The following is a 21,357-nucleotide window of genomic DNA, read 5'->3' as shown; positions in this document are numbered from 1 at the left end:
AATAAAAAGAATTATCAAAATTTATATTTGTATATTATTACATTGTTATGACGAAATCAAGAAGAATTTAGTAAATTTGTAATATGTCTCTTTTTATGTGAATCATTCACTTTATGAGTCTATCGCCTTTAAAAAAGTTTCGGATGGCTCTGCAATCATAGACTCCTCGCTGATTCTGTGTTCGCTGAAATACTTTTTCACGATATAAAACCCAGTGGCGTAACCAAGCATTTTGGGGTAGTTCCCTTTTCCATAAAGGAGGTTCTGTATCAGTCTTTCGTCGTCCTGCACTTTTTGATCAAGATGACTGGATACCCATTTCTGATACATACGCTGAAGCTGCGTTTCGTCATAGAGAGTGGTCCATTTGGCTGTATAGCTTTCTCCGTATCTATGATACACAGCATATTCAGCGAGCCCCTCCATCATGATTGTATCAAGGAATGTAAAATCTTTTTCTTCTTTCGTGAGAAAATGCAACCTACATACATGGTGATATTCATGAGTCAGCAATGTGCCGATACGTTCTTTCGGGGTATTTGGCGACAAAAAGAGAAAGACCTTGTCGTCAAATGCCATGCCGGATTGATAATAAAATTGCTCTCTAATTTCTTTACTGCTCTCATTGACTGGCAAAATAAAGACTGGAATGTCAGGGCCTTTCCACTGCTTTTGCAGCGCCCGGTATTCTTTCATGACGAGCTGGAAGTACCCTTTTTCTTTGAGCTTTTCGATCATGTCTTTGCATGATCGAAAAGACCGAATCATGCCGTGATGTTGCAGGTGGGAGAGAATAGAGGACCATTCTTTTTCCTCCGCCCCTTTAAAATAAGGAACAAAACGCGACGCAAGCTCCTGAAATGATGAAGATTGATGAATGAGATATTGTGTATTGACTAGACCCATACCGCTAAACACCTCCATTTTCATCATATGCAAAAAAGCGGCGATCTGTTTATAGATCGCCGCCTTCTTAGGAAATATTACGCTTCGTATTTTTTAAAGATAATTGTCGCATTATGTCCGCCAAAGCCAAGTGAGTTACTTAGAGCCACTTGTACTTCTTTTAAACGTGCTTCATTTGCCACATAATCAAGATCACATTCTTCATCCGGTGTTACAAGGTTAATGGTTGGAGGAATAACGCTGTCTTTAATCGAAAGCACAGAGAAAATAGCTTCTACTCCACCTGCTGCGCCAAGTAAGTGACCTGTCATCGATTTTGTCGAACTGATCGCAAGCTGATTCGCATGCTCTCCGAACACTTCTTTAATCGCCATTGTTTCAAATTTATCATTGTACGGTGTGCTTGTTCCGTGGGCATTGATATAATCAATTTCTTCCACAGACAAACCAGCATCTCGAATCGCTTCTTTCATTGCGCGTACGCCGCCTTCTCCGTTTGGAGCCGGTGCTGTAATATGATACGCATCTCCAGTTGATCCATATCCAACAATTTCTGCATAAATCGTCGCGCCACGTTTTAATGCATGCTCAAGTTCTTCAAGAACGACAATCCCTGCACCCTCACCCATCACAAATCCGTCACGGTTTTTGTCAAATGGACGGCTTGCTGTCTCTGGATCAGGATTTGTCGAAAGAGCTTTGTTCGCACAGAAGCCAGCAAACGACATTTTTGTTAACGGCGCTTCTGTTCCGCCTGTGATCATCGCATCTGCATCTCCGCGCTGAATGACTTTAAATGCATCACCAATTGAGTTTGTTCCTGTTGCACATGCTGTGACAGTACAAGAGTTAACCCCTTTTGCGCCAAGTGCAATTGAGATTTGGCCTGTTGCCATATCTGGAATCATCATTGGAACGAAGAACGGGCTTACGCGTCTTGCCCCTTTATTTGAATACACTTCAAACTGCTCTTCAAATGTTTCAAGTCCGCCAATACCAGATCCAACCCATACACCAACACGCGGTGCGATTTCATCTGTGATTTCAAGACGTGAATCTTCTAGCGCCTTTTGAGCAGCAACGACTGCATATTGTGTGAAGCGTGCCATTTTTCGTGCTTCTTTTTTCTCCATGTAATCTTCAATGTTAAAATCTTTTAATTCTGCAGCCACTTTTGCTGTATATTCACTTGAGTCGACACGTGTGATTGGTCCAACTCCTGATACACCTGCTAAAGCATTTTTCCATGTTGATTCTACATCGTTGCCAAGAGGTGTCAAAGCACCCAATCCTGTAACAACTACTCGTTTTTTATCCATTAATTTGTGCACCTCACTCTTTTATCGGCCCCATCGCATAGCGATTGCGCCCCACGTTAATCCGCCACCAAAACCTACCATTACAATCACATCGCCGTCATGAATTTTTCCGGCTTCGATTTCTTCACATAGTGAAATCGGAATGGATGCTGCTGATGTGTTTCCATATTTATGGACTGTCTTCGACATTTTTTCAACTGGCAGCTCTAGGCGTTCGCGGGCTGCTTCCATAATGCGAATATTTGCTTGATGCGGGATCAAGAAGTCAACGTCTTCTTTTGATAGTCCAGCTTTTTCGATGACGTTTACGCTTGACTCGCCCATTTGTCTTACAGCAAATTTAAATACTTCTCGTCCATTCATGATTGTATGATCTTTTTCATCTAAGTACAAGTGCTTACCGCCTCTTCCATCGGCTCCAAGCTCAAATGAGAGAATTCCTTTCCCTTCGCTGACCTCTCCTAACACAGCAGCACCTGCTCCATCTCCAAACAGAACAGCAGTATTGCGGTCATCCCAGTCGGTAATGCGAGAAAGTTTTTCAACGCCAACGACGAGCACGTGCTTGAACGTACCTGATTCGATAAATTGTTTTCCAGTAACAAGCCCATACATAAAGCCAGCACACGCAGCGCTAATATCCATTGCACATGCTTTATGTGCACCGAGCTGCTCTTGAATCATACAAGCGACTGTCGGAAATGATTGATCTGGCGTGACTGTCGCCACAAGAATCATATCGATATCTTCTGCAGCTACATTTGCGTCAGCTAATGCTTTTTTTGCAGCAGCAAGCGCCATATGTGATGTATTGACATCATCAGAAGCAATTCTTCTTTCTTCTATACCTGTTCTAGTACGAATCCATTCGTCAGAAGTTTCAACCATTTTTTCTAAATCAAGATTTGTTAACACTTTTTCAGGTATATAGCGGCCAAGGCCAATAATTCCAGCATTCATTGAATAAGACTCCTTTTACTCATACGAGCATGTGATATTGTGATCTTATATTAGTATCTGGTACTAATTTTAACTTATTTTTTTCTCCTTGGCAATACAAACGTCTAACCTTTCCTCTCACTTTTTTCATAGATTATTGATATACCAATAGTAGAAAGGAGCATTTGATATGGCGCAAAAAGATATTTTTTCGGCTATGATGTTTGGACAGCCGCTTGAAAAGGAGAAAAGCAAGGAAGAAGCAAAGGAGGAACGCGTGGAGACATCTTCAAGTGAAGACTCCATTGACTACATGCATGTCATGAACCAAATTGGGAACATTATGAACTCCATCGATGAGCTGAAGCCTGTGTTTAAAGATGTTGGCCCTATGATTAGTGCCTTCAAGAAAAAATTATCATAAAAAAAAGCCACTATTCTGTGGCTTTTTCTGATTCTGCATCTGCTTTTCCAAGCTCATATGCCTCTTGCATAACAGATGTAAACAATGATAAAAGCGGCTGAAGAGCTTCGGGCTCAAGCTGAATACCTGCTTTATCTAATTCTTCTTTTGCCTGCGGAAAATACTTCATGGCAATTTGTAAAAACTCCATCGATTTTTCGTGCTGCATCATCGTATCCTCACTTTTCATTTGGCAGTTTGCCAGTTTTTTTGTAAGACGCAATATCACTTTCAATGTCTTTCAAAAAAGCACGGTCAATGGTGGAACTAAATTTCCCCATTTCGATCACTCCTTCTTTAAAGTCAAAGGAGTACTCACCTTGTGCATTTAGCTTGCCTTCATTAAATTTCTTCGCAATAATACTATACGCTTTATCCACATGCTGGACTGTGCTTGTTAAGACGGTATGGCTGCCGAGGTTGGATTGATCGGTGACATATCCGATCGCTGATAAATTATCAGCTTTGATTTGTTCAATGACAGGGATATTATAACCATCACCTGCTGGATATACAACATCTACGCCCTGTTTTTCCAATTTTCGATAGAGCTCCACGGCTTTGTCCGCATCATCCCAGTTTTCAACAAACTCGGCAAGCACTTGTACATGTTCATCTTGATATTTTGCACCTTTAATAAAGCCGTCTACTTCGCTTTGCCAATCATATGTAGCAAGAATACCAATCTTTTTTGATTTTGACATATGTGCTGCTGTCATGCCTCCGAAAAAGCCCATCGCTTCACCTTTAAACGTCACATTCGCAACATTATCCGCCTGAGGCTTGTTTCCATTTACCGTGATAAATTGTGTTTTCGGATAATCTTCACTAATGATGTTGAAAATTTCGCTGTATTCACTGCCATGGCCAATAATCAAATTGACTCCTTTTTTGTGAAACTCTTCAATGGCATCAACGATTTTCTCTTTGTCGACCATTCCTTCCTTATAATAAACATCTACACCAAATGTTGATTGAATATTTAATAAGCCTTTATAACCTTTCGTTCCCCAAACTTGATCATTAATTGTATCGGGGACGAGTAAACCCACCTTCTCAATCTGTCCTTTTAAAGGTGCCTGTGAGCAGGCAGATAATAGGAGAAGGAACGAAAAGATCATGACAAGCCGCTGATACTTCATGCCATGTTCAACTCCCTTTGCCACATGCAGGCATGAACCTGTATGTTAAATATAGGTTTATTTTATACTGAAAAAAGATAAGATGGAAGATCATTCTTGCTTTTTGTCGAAAAATGTTGAGTTTTGTCTTTTCCATTCTGCCATCATTTCTTCTGCTTGTTTGTCATCTGTTTGTCTTTCTACCTTCAATTCATGTGTTATTTCCTGTCTTTGTTCAGAGCCTGATGCCCACTTGAACAAATCCCTTGCTACATCTTCTACAAAAAATGCCTCATCACGCTTCGTTCTTTCTTTATCAAGTGTCCATGGTCCAAACATGCGAGGTAGAATAACAGCCGGCACATTCCGATTGGATGATTCGTCTTCGTTTTTTTCGTAAAGAACCCGGTACATACCTTGCGCCGCTTTCAAGTCTTCGTATCTTTTGTCTGGTTCTTCTGATTGAATAAAGATCAGATCATACGTGTCTTTCCCATCCTGAAGGTCAATGACACGGAAAAGATCATTTCTGCCAAGCCACATCATTCGTTCTTCTAATAACCTCTTTTGCTCTTCTGTTTGCTCATGAGGGCATGTGATATCCATTTGAATGCCCTCTTTCATCATATATTCACACAGCGCTAGGCCAAAAAATTCATCTGCCCCTATGATCAGTCCTGTCTCCATGTTCATGTCCCCTTTTTTAGCTTATCGAATAAAAAGAAGAGCCCTTTCCATGAAGGGCTGTTATCATCCTATTCATCACAATTCTCTTTCATGCGATTTATAAAACTTGTGAATGGATTGAAAGATTCTTCTCGGATGATCAAACATATGCAAGGTGAGATCGATCTGACAATGCTCTGGATTCTTCATGTGCTGATCAATAAAAGGCTTTGCATGCAGTTCATATGCATAGGGTGCACCGTTTAGTCTTTGCCATATGTGAATCGGTACATGAGCAGAATGAACAGGGCAAGCTGGGAGCGGATACGTTTCCGCTTCCTTTTCAGAGCAGCCGTAGCTCTTCGCTAATTCTTTGATTAGCTGTTTATAAAAGAATTTGTGTTCCTTTTCTCTTTCCCGTTGTGCATAGAGATGCAGACATGGATTCACCATCGCAATGGATCTTAGCACTTCTGGCATCTCTTCAGCAAGGCTCATAGCAACGAGTGCACCCATCCCCTCTGCCAGCACATGAATTTCCCGGTTTAATATTTCTTGTTTTAATGTGTGATGAACGAGCTGCTTTGTACTAAAAACAGCATCTTCGCATCCCCAGTGATTCCCATGAAGATGACTATTAAACAATGTATATCCTTCATCCTTTAAGGCAGTTAAAAGCTGGTTTCTTCCATAGTGCTGAAGCCAGAATGATGTATTTTCCTGCACAAAGTGATTTCGGTCACCGAGGATAAGAATGCCAAAGCCATTTGGTTTTTGAGGAAGGTGAATGACGTTCCACTGGGAACCAAGCTGGAAAAACCGTTCGCTTACACCCATATGGCCAGCCTCCTTTCAGTGATTCTGCTTTCTATGATATGAACAACAACTCTTGTAGGAATAAGGAAATCCCCTAATGACAGAAGAATTCTTTTTATTTTTATAGAAGAAGGTCTAAAAATGGTCACATAAAGGCTAAAACAGTCTTTTCCCCTCACTCGTATCTATGGTATGATAATCAATAGATTGTTACATAAAGGACGGTGGGATTATGCATTATATTATCACCCTCATTTGGACTTTTCTGCTGACACATATGGCTGGTTACATCGTTGCTTCGATGAATGGCGCTGCTTATGACTTTACTTTGACTTCTATTCTTGCAGTGGTGTTTACGGTTATTTTATTCATCTTTGCTGAAGTAAGTCCAATGAAAGAAACGGAAAGTTCAACAAAACACTCTTAATACGTAAGAGATGAATGTGAGAAAGAGCTAAAATGATCTTGATTTTAGCTCTTTTTCTTTTTGCTTGAAAAGCAGTACGCTAAAACCCCCTGCAGCTACAGGGGGTTTTTTATTGATTACACCTCGACGGTTTCGGACTTCTGTTTGTCTTGAGTCAAATGGCTTTTCGCAAGCCCTGTAAACAGGAAGATCGCGATACCTGATAAAATTTCAAGGACCCCGCCGCCAGCAATGACAGGTCCCGCTCCAAATCTTTCTGCCAGAACGCCTGATACGACAGCTGCAAACGGGAGGAAAACATTTGATGAAGCATTGATCACCGCGTATACTTGCGGCTGATCATCTTGGTCGACAGACGTTTGAATAATGACCATTTCCGGTACATTGATCGCACTAACGGCGGCACCGAATATAAAGGAAGCTAGTAGAACGACTGGCAGCCATGTACTCATCCCTGTGATAAAGAACGCAGCTCCTTCAATCATACCAGCGACAATAAAGAACAAACCAAATCTCTTAATTTTTATCTTCGCCAGAGCAAAGCCCATCATAAACGCGCCGACTGCAGCAACACCTCTTAAAATGGAATACACCATAGAATCGCTTTGCAATGCTTCTGCTACGTATACAGCAGATAGTGCCTGCCACGGAGCTGCAGCGACATTCATTAAAATACAATACAGCGTCAGTGCAAATAAAATGTGATGATTTTTGACGACGAGAAACCCTCTTTTTAAGTTATAAAAATATGTATTCTTTGCTTGTTTTATACCTGCTGCTTTGTCTTCAGCGGTTTTCTTTAATTTAACACCGATAATAAACAGGCCGGATATGATGAATAAGGCAGTGGTGATGAGCAGGGTATCTGCAGGTCCGATTAATTTGACTAAGAGACCAGCGACCATGACTGCTGCAAGTGCGACAATTTCAAAAGAAGATTGCAGGATGGCATTTGCTTTTTGAATCAGATGCTTCGGTACAATCTGCGGTAAAATCGCCACCGAGGCTGGGTTATACGCTGCACCTGTTGCCGATTGAATAACCATTAATGAGATCAATAACCATAATGGCAATAGATGCGAAAAATGCAGTAGCGGAATAATGAGTACAATGGTTGCTCGAACGACGTCTGATGCGAACATCCATTTAGACAAATGGTGCTTTTTCATAAGAGGTCCTAGTATTGGGGCTAGCAAAGATGAAGGAAGTACGGTTACTGCTAGGAGAAGTCCTGTACCGAGCGCTCCATCCCCTCTCAAAATCAATAGCCAAAGGACGGATGTAAAAGCAAAACTTTCTCCTGTGTTTTTAATGAGTCTTGATATGAATAATGAGGTGAAGCGTTTATTCCAAACACTTTCACTGAGATTCGTCTTTTCCATCACACAAATCCTTTCAACTAGTTAATCTCACTTACATATTTTACCTTAAATTCTCTTTTATTCATACTATTTATTTGAAAATTTGAACTTAATTGTTTTTTATTATAAAGAAAAAAGAGGCATGACACATGCCTCTAAAGACTTATTCCAGCCGACTCTTAGTCAATTGCTTATGGCTTTCTCTGATAGGTCCAAACACGGTTATGGTTCGAGTTATCCGGAAAGACGTCGCCTGCTTGAAGCTTAATCTTTAAAGGATCTTTCACCATACTGCCGGTTTCACCGATCTCGACATACACACCATTATTTGGTGCTTTATTCCCTGATTTAAACTGATGCTGCTGACCCATTTCCATCCTCCTTTCTCGATGATGTTATTATGTCCCGTGACTTGCCTCTCCAATCCTTTATGCAAAAAGTCCCTGCTCCTACGAGTCAGGGATGCTTTTCATTTATTTGGTTTGTTGATACATGAGCTCTTTGATTAATGCTTTTTGTACATGCAGGCGGTTTTCTGCCTGCTGAAATACTTTTGAGTGCGGTCCATCAATAATGTCTGCTGTCACTTCTTCTCCGCGGTGTGCCGGGAGACAATGAAGGAAAATATAATCCTTTGCTGCATGACGCATTAGTTCGTCATTGACTTGATATTCTTTAAATTCAGCAAGGCGTTTCTCAGTTTCTGCTTCCTGCCCCATGCTTGTAAACACATCGGAATAAATGACATCTGCATTTTGGACAGCAGCGACAGGGTCTGTCGTAACGATGACTTCTGCGCCTGATTGTTTTGCAAATTCACGTGCTGTGTCTGTTACTTCTTGAAGTGGTTCATAGCCTTTTGGTGATGCAACTGCAATATCACAGCCTAGCTGCGCACAGCCAACCATCAAGGAGTGAGCCACGTTATTTCCGTCACCGATGTAGGCGACTTTGATTCCTTTTAATGTTCCTTTTGCTTCTTTTATCGTCAATAAATCAGCAAGTGCCTGGCATGGATGGGAGTAGTCAGTCAGTCCATTGATGACAGGAATGGACGCATATTGTGCCAACTCCTCGACCTTCTCATGTTCAAAGGTTCGAATCATAATGCCGTCTACATAGCCAGACAGCACCTGCGCTGTATCACTGATCGTTTCTCCTCTGCCGATTTGCAAATCATTTGAGCTGAGGAAGAGCGCATGTCCCCCAAGCTGCGTCATTCCCGCTTCAAACGACACGCGGGTTCTAGTTGACGATTTTTCAAAGATCATCGCTAACGTTTTCCCTTTGAATAAATCTTGGTATGGGTTTTGTTTCATTTCTTCCGCTTTTTCAATTAAATAAGCAATGTCATTGATTGAGAAATCTTTTAATGATAAAAAGTCTTTTCCGTATAATGTCGGTTGCACGTCAACTTGACTCATGCCGTCACTTCCTTTTTGTATAATTCTTGGAGCGATACTGGTGATACATCTCCATTTTTTCCTTGTAGGAATGCTTGAACTGTTTCATATTCGGTTAGAACTTGGACGCCGTGTGTGAGTGCTTTTACGCGTTGCTCTTTTGCCTCTTCATCCTCGCCTAAATGGATATGAAGGGATTTATCTTCGTTTTGCAGCCAAGTGTCGAAGCTGTCCGTCCAGACGTCAAAGCCTGCATGTTTTGCTTCATCTACCAATTGTTCACTGCCTTTTATAAAGAGGCTACCTTTCTGATGCCAGATCGACGCAAACACTTTTTTCAAGGCGCTTTCGGCGTTTTTGCCTACACACATTCCTTCTCCTGTCGCTTTCATTTCAGGTGTCAGCTTTAAGTCAATATCTTGAATGGCATGTGATGAGAAGACTGGGAATTTGACCGCTGTTCCCCCTTTGTTTTTCGTTACTGGGTTCAGTTCTTCAAGCGTTGCACCCGCTAGTAATTGAGTCGCAAGCGGAATCATGTCAATGCCCATCACCTTGCTGACAACTGGAACGGTCCGGCTCGCCCGCGGATTCACCTCTAGTACAAGCGCCTGATCCCCTTTGATCACAAATTGGATATTCATAATGCCCTTAAACGCTAATTTCTTCGCTATTTGTTCGGACGCAATATGCACCTGCTGTTTGATGTCCTCGCTGATGGAGACACTTGGTAAGATGGCAAAGCTGTCACCTGAATGGACGCCTGCTTTCTCAATATGCTCCACGATCGTTGGGATGAAGGTCGTTTTTCCGTCAGAAATCAGATCCACTTCAACTTCTTTTCCAGTGACATACTCATCAATTAAAATTGGATACGGCAAATGATCTGGCTGATCAAGTAGTGACGTCAAATGCGCTTCTGACTGGACAACAATCATGCCCATTCCGCCAATGACATACGATGGGCGAATTAACACAGGGTAACCGATGCTGTTAGCATGCATGAGCGCTTCTTCTTTTGAATGAGCTGTATTTCCTTTTGCATGAGATAGGTTCAGTTCATCAAGAAGCTGATAGAACAGATCACGATCTTCCAGCGCATCTAGCGTGTCAAAGGATGTACCTAACAACGTAATGCCCGCTTTTTCTAAGCCTTCTGCTACATTGATGGCAGTCTGTCCGCCAAATTGAACGATGACGAAATCAATTTGCTCTGCTTCCACAACGTTTAAGATGTGCTCTAATGTAATGGGCTCAAAATATAAACGATCTGCGATTTCATAATCCGTACTGACCGTCTCTGGATTGTTGTTCATCATGATCGTTTCAAAGCCAAGCTTTTGCAGGGTAAGAACGCCATGCACCGCACTATAGTCAAACTCGACTCCTTGCCCAATTCGAATTGGACCAGAGCCAATGATGAGTGCACGCTGTTTTGTTTTCTCTTGATGCTCTCCATCACTTTTGCCAAAGTATGTGGAATAGAAGTAGTTCGTTTTTGCATCAAATTCCGCTGCACATGTGTCGACAATCTTAAATGAAGCCGTAATGCCATATTCTTGACGAAGCTGTCTAATAGCCTCTTCACTATTGCCTGTTAGAAGAGCAATCGTTTCATCAAGGAAGCCCTTTTCCTTTACCTTTTTCAAGGTGTCTTTGGAGAGCGTTCCTTCATGGTTCTTCAATTCCTGTTCGAGAGTGATCATATTGCTGAACACATGTAAGAAGAATAGATCAATTTTCGTCGCTTGATGGATCGCTTCAACCGTTTCCTGTCTTGAAAGAAGCTCCATGACAGCGAAGAAACGTCGATCGTCTGGTGTTTTGACAAGCTCAAATAGTTGTTTAGTCGATTGGTCTTTCAATTCTGGCAGGTGGAAACCCTTTGTTTTGATTTCAAGAGAGGCGACCGCTTTTTGGATGGCTGACTCTAAATTACGGTCAATCGCCATGACTTCGCCAGTCGCCTTCATTTTTGTACCTAATTGCCGATCTGCCTGTTTAAATTTATCAAACGGCCAGCGCGGGAATTTCACGACGACATAATCGAGTGCCGGCTCAAAACTAGCATAAGTTGTGCCTGTGAGCGGGTTTTTCAGTTCGTCTAGTGTATAGCCTACCGCAAGCTTTGCTGCCATTTTAGCAATCGGATAGCCCGTTGCTTTTGAGGCAAGAGCAGATGAACGACTAACCCGCGGATTCACCTCAATGACAAAGTATTCTTTACTGAATGGATCAAGGGCAAATTGGATGTTGCATCCCCCGACTACATCGAGTGCTGAAATGATTTTCAGGCTCGCTGAACGAAGCATTTGATAATCCTGGTCTGTTAATGTTTGCGAAGGTGCAACGACAATCGAATCTCCTGTATGCACACCAACTGGATCGATATTTTCCATATTACAAACCGTAATACACGTATTTTGACGGTCTCTCATGACTTCATATTCGACTTCTTTAAAGCCCGCAATGCTTTTTTCAACTAAACACTGATGAATCGGGCTCGCTAAAAGGGCTCCTTCAATAAGTGGTTTAAACGCTTCTTCTGTTAAAGCGATTCCGCCGCCCTTACCGCCAAGTGTGTATGCTGGTCTTAGAATGACTGGGAAGCCTACTTCTTTTGCAAATTGAAGGGCATCCTTTGCATTATCCACAATTTCACTATCTGGCACAGGTTCGTTCAACTGCTTCATGAGAGCACGGAATTTCTCTCGATCTTCACCGTTTTCAATTGTTTCAACTGACGTTCCGAGCAGGGTTACCCCGTGCTTTTTCAGCACACCGGCTTTTTCGAGCTCGACAGCAAGGTTTAAAGCGGTCTGTCCGCCAAGGTTGGCTAAAAGACCATCTGGTTTTTCCTTTTCGATGATTCTTGTCACTGAATCAACTGAAAGCGGTTCAAAATAGATTTCATCAGCAAATGATTCGTCTGTCATAATGGTTGCTGGGTTGTTATTCACTAAAATGACTTTGTAGCCCTCTTCTTTTAGGGCCATACATCCTTGTGTTCCTGAGTAATCAAATTCAGCTGCCTGACCAATGATGATTGGACCAGACCCGATGACTAGAATGGTTTGTATGCTTTGATCTTTAGGCATGTGCAACTTCTCTCCTTGCTTGTTTCACTTTCTCAATAAAATCATCGAATACCCATTCACTTTCAGCAGGACCTGGGTGTGCTTCTGGATGAAATTGAACTGACATAATGAGCTTCTCTTTATGAATGAATCCTTCGACAGATCCATCATTAACATGAAGGAATTTCACGTCCACTTCTTTGTCATTCATGCTTTTTTCATTCACCACATAGCTGTGATTCTGACTTGTCATGAAAACACGTTTGGATTCTGTATCTTGTACAGGGTGATTCGCCCCGCGGTGGCCAAATGGAAGCTTATACGTATCCCCGCCAAGTGCAAGAGCGATTAATTGATGACCTAAGCAGATTCCAAGTGTCGGGAAGGTCATCATGATGTCATGAATGGTTTTTAAATATGGCTTCATTGTTTTGGGATCTCCAGGTCCATTCGATAGCAGGACCGCATCTGGCTTAATCTCAAACACCTTTTCCAGCTGTTTGTACGGAATGACGGTTACTTTACAGCCGCGCGCTTCAAGCGAATCTGCTATTGATTTTTTAAAGCCAAAATCAATAAGCGCTACATGTTCCTCGCCGCTGCCTTGAGTGTAGATTTCATCGTCTGTCACCTGTGCGATCACATTGTCTTGTTTCATGGCCGGCGGTGTTTCGTTTTCGTCTACACTGATCACAGCGTTCATCGTCCCATTTGCCCGGATGTTTTGCACGACTGCACGTGTATCGGTATGAGTCAGAAGCGGAATGTTCCACTTCTGTAAATAATCTTTTAAGCTAACCGCTGCAAGATGGTGAGAGAAATGATCCGCTGCTTCATACACAACGACAGCTTTCACTTGTGGTTTTTTGCTCTCAAAGTCTTCATGATTAATACCGTAATTTCCGATGAGTGGATATGTGAAAACAATGATTTGTCCCTTATAGGAAGGGTCTGTGAGCACCTCTTGGTAACCTGTCATCCCTGTAAAGAAAACCACTTCACCTGTCATGCCAGCTTCTCCTGTCAGTTCTCCTTCAAAAGAGGCTCCATCTTCTAAATTTAAATAACCTTTCATGCTTGTGTCACCCCAAATTGAATAATTAGTAATATAAATGCATTTTTATGCGTTTTGGTGTAAAAAAATTTATACTGTCACTGTTTCATTTGCTAAAACATGAGTCATCGCTTCTATTGCTTGATCTATTTCTGCTTTTTCTACATTCAGCGGAGGCAATAACCGAATCACATTCGGACCAGCTGGAAGTACTAGCAACCCCTGTTCTCTCAGAGCTGTGATATAATCTCCGACTGGCTGATGACATTCAACCCCTGCCATCAATCCTTTTCCGCGTACTTCTTTTACGATATTCAGTTGTTTCAGATCTTGTAGTTTTTCTAGCAGATAAGCGCCTTTTTCTTTGACTTCTGTCAGAAACTCATCTTTGAAAATGACATCGAGTGTTGCATTCACAGCAGCCATGGCAAGCATGTTGCCACCAAAAGTTGTTCCATGTGAACCTGGTGAGAATGCGTCTCCTAAAGCCTTTTTCCCGATGACTGCACCGACTGGGAAGCCATTTCCTAATCCTTTAGCAGAAGAGATAATATCAGGATCAAGTCCCGTCTGTTCGTATGCAAATGCTGTTCCTGTACGTCCAATACCCGTTTGAATCTCATCTACGATCAGAAGTGCTTCATGCTTTTGGCAAAACGCTTGAACAGCTTCTAGAAATTCTGTTGTCGCTGGATTTACGCCACCTTCTCCTTGCACAACCTCAAGCATCACCGCTGCCACATCATCGACTTCACATGCAGCAATAGCGTCTGGGTCATTGAACGGGACATAATGAAAGCCTTCCAGCATGGGACCAAAACCCGTTTTGATTTTATCTTGACCTGTAGCAGCCATACCAGCATACGTGCGCCCATGAAAAGAGTGCAGAAATGTCACGATGTTTGTTTTCCCTGTTGCTTTACGCGCTAATTTGATTGCACCTTCATTTGCCTCAGCTCCGCTATTACAGAAAAACACGAGATCCCCTGAACTGTTTGCAGCCAGTTTTTCTGCTGCTTTTTCTTGCAGTCCATTTTCAAATAGATTCGATACATGCCAGACGTGATCAAGCTGTTTCTTGATGGCTTGATTGACCTTTGGGTGATTGTGACCGAGATTTGTGACCGCAATGCCTTGTATAAAGTCTAAATATTTTTTCCCTTTTGTATCGACTGCCCAAGAACCTGCTGCCTCTTGAATTTCAACATTCCACCGTCCATAAGTTTGAAAGAGATGACTCACAGGACCGCCTCCTTTTCCTTCACAATTCTTGTTCCTTTAAAGGTTTCCCCTGTAAAGATACTGCCTTTGCCATTGACGATCATGACTTCATCCACATCTCCTGATAAAGCACTCAAAGCGGATTGCACTTTTGGAATCATTCCCCCGGAAATAATGCCTTCATCAATGAGCGTGAGAGCTTCTTGTTCGGTGACGACATCTAATAGCTCGCCATTTTTTAAAATGCCTTCCACATCTGTAACAAACATGAGCTTATCAGCTTTCATCGCTCCTGCGACAGCTGATGCTGCTAAATCAGCGTTTACGTTTAACGTTTGGCATTCCTCTGTCATAGACAACGGTGCAATCACAGGAATAAATTGTTTTTCCATTAATGCTTCTGCCATCTCTGGATGCACTTCTTTGATTTCACCAACGTACCCGTACACGTCTTGATTAAGAAAATCAGCGACAAGCATCTGACCATCTTTCCCAGACACGCCGACAGATGAGATACCATGCTTTGCGAGCTCTGATACAAAGTATTTATTGACCGTTCCTGAAAGGACCATTTCCGCTACCTCTAATACTGGCTTCGTTGTTTTGCGCTGCCCGTCAACAAATTCTGTTTCCACTTCTAATTTTTGCAGCATGTTCGTGATTTCAGGGCCTCCGCCATGGACGATAGCCAGCTTAAATCCAGCAGCTTGAAGTGAGCGGACATTTTCGTAAAAGGTATCTGAAAGTTCTCGAATGACACTGCCTCCACACTTGAATACGATCGTTTTATCCATGTCTATCTCCTTCATTATGTGCGATAGCTCGCGTTAATTTTCACATAATCATAGGTAAGGTCACAGCCCCATGCCGCTGCCTGACCATTCCCCTCATTCATTTGAATCAAAATCGTGATCTCATCCTGCTCTAAATACGCTTTTGCTTCCTCTTCTGAGAATGGCTGCGGTTCATTATGTTTAAACAGACATTGTCCACCTAAATACACTTCTACCTCTTGTGGTGTGACGGACGCTGCGCTATGGCCAATCGCTCCAATGATACGCCCCCAGTTGGCGTCGGTGCCGTATACGGCTGTTTTCACTAGGCTTGAACCGACGATTTTCTTCGCTATGATGCCGGCTTCTAAATGATTTTTAGCGCCAGCGACTTGCGCTTCAATTAATTTCGTTGCACCTTCTCCGTCTCTTGCAATCTCTTTGGCAAGATCCTCACAAGCTAGCTTTAATCCTTCTTTGAACAATGGCCATTCTGGATGCTCTTCATTTAGCACATCATTTTCTGCCATGCCATTTGCCATCACGAGTACCATATCGTTTGTCGATGTTTCTCCGTCGACAGTAATTTGATTAAAGGTCACATCGGTAATATCACGCAGTGCATTTTGCAGAGCGTCTTGTTCGACATTTGCATCCGTTGTCACGAAGCCAAGCATTGTTGCCATATTTGGATGAATCATACCTGAGCCCTTCGCTGCACCTGAAATGAGAATCTCTTTGCCGTTTATCGTCAGGGTGTATGTTGTGTTTTTAATGACTGTATCTGTCGTTAAGATTGCCTCTTCAAAATGACCATTTCCTGCTTTTGCTTCTTTCAGCTGAGTGATGCCTTTTTTGATTTTATCCATATCCAGACACTCTCCAATGACACCAGTAGAAGAAACAGCAATGTAATCAGGTTCTACCCCTAACATATTTGCGCAAGCTGCCTGCATTTCGTATGCGTCCTTTAAACCTTGCTCACCGGTACATGCATTGGCGATGGCACTATTGACAATGACCCCTTTTAATTGCCCTGTCTTTTTTAAGCTTTTCTGAGTGACTTGTAGAGGCGCAGCTTGAAAGTGACTTTGTGTGTATACCGCTGCACTCGCTGCCGGCACTTCACTGACGATCAGTCCGAGGTCTTTTTTTGAATAACGTAATCCAATATGAATCCCCTTTGCTTCAAAGCCTTTTGGTGATGATACGTCACCGTCTATTTTAACAATGCTTTTTTCATTCAATTCGATCATGTTTGTTGTCTCCCCTGTTCTTATGGATAGAGAGGTGTCATTGTGAGGCCCGCCTCTTCATCTAAGCCTTTGATGATGTTGAAGTTTTGAACCGCTTGGCCGGCTGCGCCCTTCATGAGATTGTCGATCACAGACACAATAGTGAGTCTGCCTGTACGTTCATCTAAATGAAAGCCAATGTCACAGAAATTACTGCCGTATACTTCCCTTGTTTGCGGATACACCCCGTGATCTCTCACTCTGACAAAATAGGAATCTTCATAAAAGCCTTTCATATGCTTCATCATTTCCTCTTTTGTGGTATCTGATTTCAGCTGAGTATACATCGTCGCCATAATCCCCCTTGTCATCGGGACAAGGTGCGTTGAAAATGTGATATTCGCCGTGTGCGGATTCCATTCTCTTAATATTTGCTCTATTTCAGGTGTATGTTGATGTTCATTTACCTTATAAATTTTGAAGTTGTCGTTTAGCTCTGAAAAATGCGTTCCAAGTGAGGCAGATCGTCCTGCACCGGACACTCCTGTTTTTGCATCTATTATGATCATAGATTCATCGATTAGATTCTGTTTCATCAGCGGTGCTAAACCGAGAAGAACTGCGGTAGGGAAGCACCCTGGATTTGCAATAACTTCAGCCTGCTCAATCGTTTCACGATTCAATTCAGATAACCCGTACACAGCTTGTTGAACAGATGCTTGATCAGCTGCCCTTCGTTTATACCAAGCTTCATAGGTTGCACCGTCTTGAATGCGCAAATCACCTGATAAATCAATGATAGGCACTCCTTGGTTCATGAGCTTCGGTGTGAGTTCACTTGATACGCCTGCTGGTGTCGCTAAAAACACAGCATCTGTTTCTCGCACAATGGCAGCAGGATCAATGGCTTTTAATGTTTGATCAGTAATCGTTGTGAGATGCGGATAAGATTGACTGTATAATTGCCCATCACCACTCGATGAATACAATATACATTCATCCACGTGTGGATGTTGCTTGAAGATACGAACTAATTCCGCACCACCGTATCCCGTAGCACCTATAATACCTATTTTCAACGTCAATACACCCTCTTGATCTTTGTGAAATTATTTAACATTATAACATGTATAAAAATTAATTCAATTGTATATTTAATATTTCTTTTCATTTTTTTTCATAAAAAAATCCACATATCTACGTGAGATATGCGGATTTATCTTTCATATTTCATCAAGATGATCATGAGAGCACTGCATAAATATATGATAGAGCTTGCATAAAAAATGAAGTAAACGGTGAAGAAATCTGCAAACAGGCCGCCAAGCATAATTGCTATCGATGAAAAAAGAGCTGTCCAAAAATGATAGCGGCCGACCTCCTTCATTCTTTTATTCTCTGTTGTCAGTTCCGTAACGATGAGTTTTTCCCCGTGCTTTTGAAAGCCGCCTAGTGCACCAAGTGCCAGCTGAATCATATACACTTGCGCGACTTCTGTTATATGCGGAAATAGCAGCAAAAGAAATGCCATACCGAACGAATGAATAATCAAAAAGAGCCGCCTATCGGTGGTTTCGGGCAGTTTCCCTAAAAGTAAATGAATAAACGCTCCGCTTAAACCAAACAGGCCATAGGCAAGACCAAACTGTGAATAGCTTGATCCAACATTTTTAATAAAAAGAATGTAAAAAGGGAAAATCAAACTGCTGGCGAAAAACAGCAGACTTTGTGAGTAGACGAACCATTTCATTGCTTTTGCATTCATTGTGTATTGTACCTTTCATAAAAGTAATTGATAAACCTGCCGTCCGGATCTGCTTGCTTTTTCTTTTGGAAGAACACATCCGTTTTAGGATACGCCTGTTTCATTTGTACCTTCGTTTGATAAGGCATGTACGGTAAGTAATAGCTTCCATGGTGCCGTAGCGTGATATCTGTCATTTGCCGGATGATCCGCTCTGCTTCTGCCTTCTCTTCTTTCTTAAAACCATAATTCACTAAAAGAACAAGGGCAAACATATCTTCTTTCGCATATGAGAGATCCGCTTTTTCATTTTTTTGTACGTAGCGGATCGTGATGTTCATTAAATTCAAATCTTCCTGTTGTAAAAAGTGTCTCATTTCATCGATATACGCACGAAAGCGATCCACTGGGACGAAATATTCCTGCAGTACATCTGTGTCTGACTCATTCTCATAGTCTAAAAAAGCAGAATCTGAGCGCATCACATTATTTCTTGTGATCAGCTGATCATTTTGACTTTGGAAATACTTCTTTTGCAAATGCCATAGCAGATCTTTCCCCATATCAAACCTTCTTGAAAGACCGAGCATAAATTTGAGTGGCATAACGAGTTGATCCTCTTTCAGCTCTTGATATGATTCGATCTCTTGTTGTGAAGTGAGGGAATAATTCGTTACATACATCTCTTTCAAAAAGTTGATTTTCGATGTTGAGATTCTGGCAAGATGCATGCGTACTTGTTTATTTTGTTTGACATGTTTTTGAAAATAATCAGTGTATTCATCGTAATTTAGAGAGGTTGTCTCCATTTTATATAATTCATCCTTTGTTAAGGAAAGTTCAACATCTAAAATGACACCGAACAAGCCGTACCCTCCAATAACGGCAGTAAATAAATCATCGCCTGGCTTCACTGTGATAATCTCACCATCTGCTTTTAACAGTCTGAAAGAACGAACGGTGTCAATGAGTGATCCGTAGCGAATGTCACGTCCATGTGCGTTTGCACTGAGGGAACCGCCAATCGTAAAGATGTTCTGTGATTGCATGACCTTCACGGCAAGACCATATGGGTTGACATATCTTTGTATATCATCCCATGTAGCGCCGCTTTGGACACGGATGGTTTTCTTTTTTTTATCAAATGCTAAAATTTGGCGGAATTCTGTCATATCGAGCACGATGCCATTTTCATAATACGTGTGGCCGCCCATGCTATGCTGTTTGCCGGCAATGGATATCGGCAGGTTTTTTGCTTTCGCTTCTTCTACTACTTCTTTTAAAGTATCTATTTCTTTACCTTGAACGACTTTTTTTATTTTAACAGGCATGAGATGACTGACATCTGTAAACGCCTCAAGATCTTGTTTTTTGTGTGCTTGCTCCTCACGAATGGTGATTGATGTAAAAAATGCAGCAGCATATCCCATCAAAAGAACAATCCATAACCATTTTCGTTTCATTATAGGTACTCCGTTCTATGAAATTACACCCATTATATCGTACTATTCTCTTCCTCCACCTTATTTTTTCATAAAAAAACCCGGCATGAGTTCAACTCATACCAGGCATTTTCATTTGTGCTTATTGAATACCGAGCGCGATTTTTGCGTATCTTGACATTTTGTCTCGTGTCCAAGGCGGATTCCATACGATGTGAACTTCTGTTTCTTTCACTTCTGGAAGATCACTTAATGCTTTTTTCACTTCATCCACGATAACTGGTGCAAGGGGACACCCCATTGATGTTAAGGTCATCGTGATATCCGCTTTTCCATTCTCATCAAGATCGACATCATAGACAAGTCCAAGGTTGACGATGTCGACATTCAGCTCAGGGTCAATCACCTGTTCTAGGGCGCCTAAAATATTTTCTTTCAATGCTTCATCCATGATATCCACTCCTTTTCCATTAGTATAACGTACTTTTTCTTTTGACTAAACGTTTGTGCTTTTCAGATGTGTCACAAACCAGTCAATCGTTTCAAACATTGCTTGTCTTGAGACCTTATGGCCAGCTTGTCCATCTGTAATAAAACGAATCAGGTGCGGATCTTCTTTATATTGGGTTGCTGCTAACTCGTCATAAAGAGCTTTTGCATGCCGATAAGGGACAACTGGATCGTTTTCTGCATGCCAGAATAACAGCGGTCTTTTGTTTAATCGATCTGTTTGCAGCGTTAAATCATAAGGACGCAGCGCGTCTAATTGCTGATGAACCTCTTCGTCTGTAATTTCTTTCATCAACCCTTTGTTCCGCATGTTCATGATTTGTGCTTGTAGGAATGTCGTATATTTCGGACTGCCCATCAAGCTAACTGCCGCTTTAATCCAATCATGCTTGGCGAGTGCACCAAAGGTCGTGATGCCGCCCATGGAAGTACCTGCAACACCGATCAGATCGGCTTCAATCAATTGTTTTTCTTGAAAATATGTTTTGAGTATATCGATTTCATGTATTTCGTTCAGGACAATTTCCCAGAACCTTGACGCCAGTTCCTCTAAGCTGAGGTTTTCTGATCTTACACCATGATAAGCACAGTCAGGCAAAATCACTCTCATGCCTTTTTCCGCCAAATGAAAGGCGAAGTGTAAGTTGTGCTCGCGTGCACTTGTAAATCCGTGTATAAAAAATACAAGCGGCAGCGGTTTGTTTTTATTTTCAGCTTTTACGATATGTAAAAATGGAATATCGCGCGCAATTTGCTCATCAATGGTGATCACAGCCTATGAATCCTCCTTTATCATTCCCGTCTTTGTTTATTTTAACATGTAGACAACAAAGATGTGATAAAGATACACTATAGGTAGAGGCGCCGCAAGAACTGCCTC

At 41.8% G+C, this 21,357-nt stretch carries 22 protein-coding genes; 2 read left to right on the top strand and 20 right to left on the bottom strand.

Annotated features, from left to right (window positions below; genetic code table 11):
* Positions 1-111 precede the first annotated feature (111 nt).
* From NSQ36_RS05605 to NSQ36_RS05595, 3 genes are all read right to left on the bottom strand, one after another.
* Positions 112-906 carry a DUF2268 domain-containing protein gene (locus NSQ36_RS05605; RefSeq protein ID WP_253622729.1) on the bottom strand — a complete coding sequence of 265 codons (795 nt, stop codon included), beginning with the start codon at positions 904-906 and terminating at the stop codon, positions 112-114.
* Between the two features lie 77 nt (positions 907-983).
* A complete protein-coding gene (gene fabF / locus NSQ36_RS05600) occupies positions 984-2,225 on the bottom strand; it encodes a beta-ketoacyl-ACP synthase II (RefSeq protein WP_339206984.1) in 1,242 nt (413 codons plus the stop codon).
* Positions 2,226-2,246: 21 nt separating this feature from the next.
* Complete coding sequence (locus NSQ36_RS05595; protein ID WP_003212296.1) at positions 2,247-3,185, bottom strand: beta-ketoacyl-ACP synthase III; 939 nt, start codon at positions 3,183-3,185, stop codon at positions 2,247-2,249.
* Between the two features lie 169 nt (positions 3,186-3,354).
* Here NSQ36_RS05595 and NSQ36_RS05590 point away from each other — a divergent pair, with 169 nt between their 5' ends.
* Entirely contained in the window at positions 3,355-3,588 is a 234-nt protein-coding gene (locus NSQ36_RS05590; protein ID WP_226805013.1) for a hypothetical protein, read from the top strand.
* Between the two features lie 10 nt (positions 3,589-3,598).
* Here the strand turns inward: NSQ36_RS05590 and NSQ36_RS05585 are convergent, their stop codons facing one another.
* From NSQ36_RS05585 to NSQ36_RS05570, 4 genes are all read right to left on the bottom strand, one after another.
* Positions 3,599-3,796, bottom strand: a complete 198-nt coding sequence (locus NSQ36_RS05585; protein ID WP_003211983.1) for a ComZ family protein — start codon at positions 3,794-3,796, stop codon at positions 3,599-3,601.
* Positions 3,797-3,806: 10 nt separating this feature from the next.
* Entirely contained in the window at positions 3,807-4,769 is a 963-nt protein-coding gene (locus NSQ36_RS05580; protein ID WP_050945301.1) for a BMP family ABC transporter substrate-binding protein, read from the bottom strand.
* A 90-nt stretch (positions 4,770-4,859) separates the two neighbouring features.
* Positions 4,860-5,435, bottom strand: coding sequence for a nad binding enzyme (locus tag NSQ36_RS05575; protein WP_339161756.1), 576 nt, complete (start codon positions 5,433-5,435; stop codon positions 4,860-4,862).
* A 75-nt stretch (positions 5,436-5,510) separates the two neighbouring features.
* On the bottom strand, positions 5,511-6,251 hold the full coding sequence (locus tag NSQ36_RS05570) for a hypothetical protein (protein ID WP_003211061.1): 741 nt from the start codon (positions 6,249-6,251) through the stop codon (positions 5,511-5,513).
* Between the two features lie 211 nt (positions 6,252-6,462).
* Between NSQ36_RS05570 and NSQ36_RS05565 the strand changes: the two genes are divergently transcribed.
* Positions 6,463-6,657 carry a YjzD family protein gene (locus NSQ36_RS05565; protein WP_003211779.1) on the top strand — a complete coding sequence of 65 codons (195 nt, stop codon included), beginning with the start codon at positions 6,463-6,465 and terminating at the stop codon, positions 6,655-6,657.
* Positions 6,658-6,773: 116 nt separating this feature from the next.
* On the opposite strand, the gene NSQ36_RS05560 is transcribed toward NSQ36_RS05565, so the two are convergent.
* From NSQ36_RS05560 to NSQ36_RS05500, 13 genes are all read right to left on the bottom strand, one after another.
* The gene (locus NSQ36_RS05560; RefSeq protein WP_253622731.1) at positions 6,774-8,039 is read right to left on the bottom strand and encodes an MFS transporter; all 1,266 of its coding nucleotides are present in this window, start codon (positions 8,037-8,039) and stop codon (positions 6,774-6,776) included.
* Positions 8,040-8,209: 170 nt separating this feature from the next.
* Positions 8,210-8,389: a YjzC family protein gene (locus NSQ36_RS05555; RefSeq protein ID WP_003211282.1), complete on the bottom strand. Its 180-nt coding sequence runs from the start codon at positions 8,387-8,389 to the stop codon at positions 8,210-8,212.
* A 102-nt stretch (positions 8,390-8,491) separates the two neighbouring features.
* On the bottom strand, positions 8,492-9,442 hold the full coding sequence (argF, locus tag NSQ36_RS05550) for an ornithine carbamoyltransferase (RefSeq protein ID WP_050945307.1): 951 nt from the start codon (positions 9,440-9,442) through the stop codon (positions 8,492-8,494).
* Complete coding sequence (locus tag NSQ36_RS05545) at positions 9,439-12,519, bottom strand: carbamoyl phosphate synthase large subunit (protein WP_339206981.1); 3,081 nt, start codon at positions 12,517-12,519, stop codon at positions 9,439-9,441. The genes argF and NSQ36_RS05545 overlap by 4 nt, the downstream gene beginning before the upstream one ends.
* Positions 12,512-13,573 carry a carbamoyl phosphate synthase small subunit gene (locus NSQ36_RS05540; protein WP_335355996.1) on the bottom strand — a complete coding sequence of 354 codons (1,062 nt, stop codon included), beginning with the start codon at positions 13,571-13,573 and terminating at the stop codon, positions 12,512-12,514. The genes NSQ36_RS05545 and NSQ36_RS05540 overlap by 8 nt, the downstream gene beginning before the upstream one ends.
* A 69-nt stretch (positions 13,574-13,642) precedes the next feature.
* Entirely contained in the window at positions 13,643-14,794 is a 1,152-nt protein-coding gene (locus tag NSQ36_RS05535) for an acetylornithine transaminase (protein ID WP_339206979.1), read from the bottom strand.
* A complete protein-coding gene (gene argB / locus NSQ36_RS05530) occupies positions 14,791-15,567 on the bottom strand; it encodes an acetylglutamate kinase (protein WP_339206977.1) in 777 nt (258 codons plus the stop codon). The genes NSQ36_RS05535 and argB overlap by 4 nt, the downstream gene beginning before the upstream one ends.
* A gap of 14 nt (positions 15,568-15,581) precedes the next feature.
* The gene (argJ, locus tag NSQ36_RS05525) at positions 15,582-16,802 is read right to left on the bottom strand and encodes a bifunctional ornithine acetyltransferase/N-acetylglutamate synthase (protein WP_113386935.1); all 1,221 of its coding nucleotides are present in this window, start codon (positions 16,800-16,802) and stop codon (positions 15,582-15,584) included.
* A gap of 20 nt (positions 16,803-16,822) precedes the next feature.
* The gene (gene argC, locus NSQ36_RS05520; RefSeq protein WP_335365305.1) at positions 16,823-17,860 is read right to left on the bottom strand and encodes an N-acetyl-gamma-glutamyl-phosphate reductase; all 1,038 of its coding nucleotides are present in this window, start codon (positions 17,858-17,860) and stop codon (positions 16,823-16,825) included.
* A 137-nt stretch (positions 17,861-17,997) separates the two neighbouring features.
* Complete coding sequence (locus NSQ36_RS05515; RefSeq protein WP_003211053.1) at positions 17,998-18,546, bottom strand: MFS transporter; 549 nt, start codon at positions 18,544-18,546, stop codon at positions 17,998-18,000.
* On the bottom strand, positions 18,543-19,988 hold the full coding sequence (locus NSQ36_RS05510; protein WP_339206974.1) for an FAD-binding oxidoreductase: 1,446 nt from the start codon (positions 19,986-19,988) through the stop codon (positions 18,543-18,545). The genes NSQ36_RS05515 and NSQ36_RS05510 overlap by 4 nt, the downstream gene beginning before the upstream one ends.
* Positions 19,989-20,109: 121 nt before the next feature.
* Positions 20,110-20,418, bottom strand: coding sequence for a metal-sulfur cluster assembly factor (locus tag NSQ36_RS05505; protein WP_003211530.1), 309 nt, complete (start codon positions 20,416-20,418; stop codon positions 20,110-20,112).
* Between the two features lie 45 nt (positions 20,419-20,463).
* On the bottom strand, positions 20,464-21,249 hold the full coding sequence (locus NSQ36_RS05500) for an alpha/beta fold hydrolase (RefSeq protein WP_284906220.1): 786 nt from the start codon (positions 21,247-21,249) through the stop codon (positions 20,464-20,466).
* Positions 21,250-21,357 lie beyond the last annotated feature (108 nt).

The sequence above is a fragment of the Bacillus sp. FSL W8-1143 genome, assembly GCF_037965155.1.
Classification (GTDB): Bacteria; Bacillota; Bacilli; order Bacillales; family Bacillaceae; genus Bacillus; species Bacillus pumilus.
The sequence above is the reverse complement of the archived record's forward strand: the minus strand, read 5'-3'. Positions and strand labels throughout refer to the sequence as shown.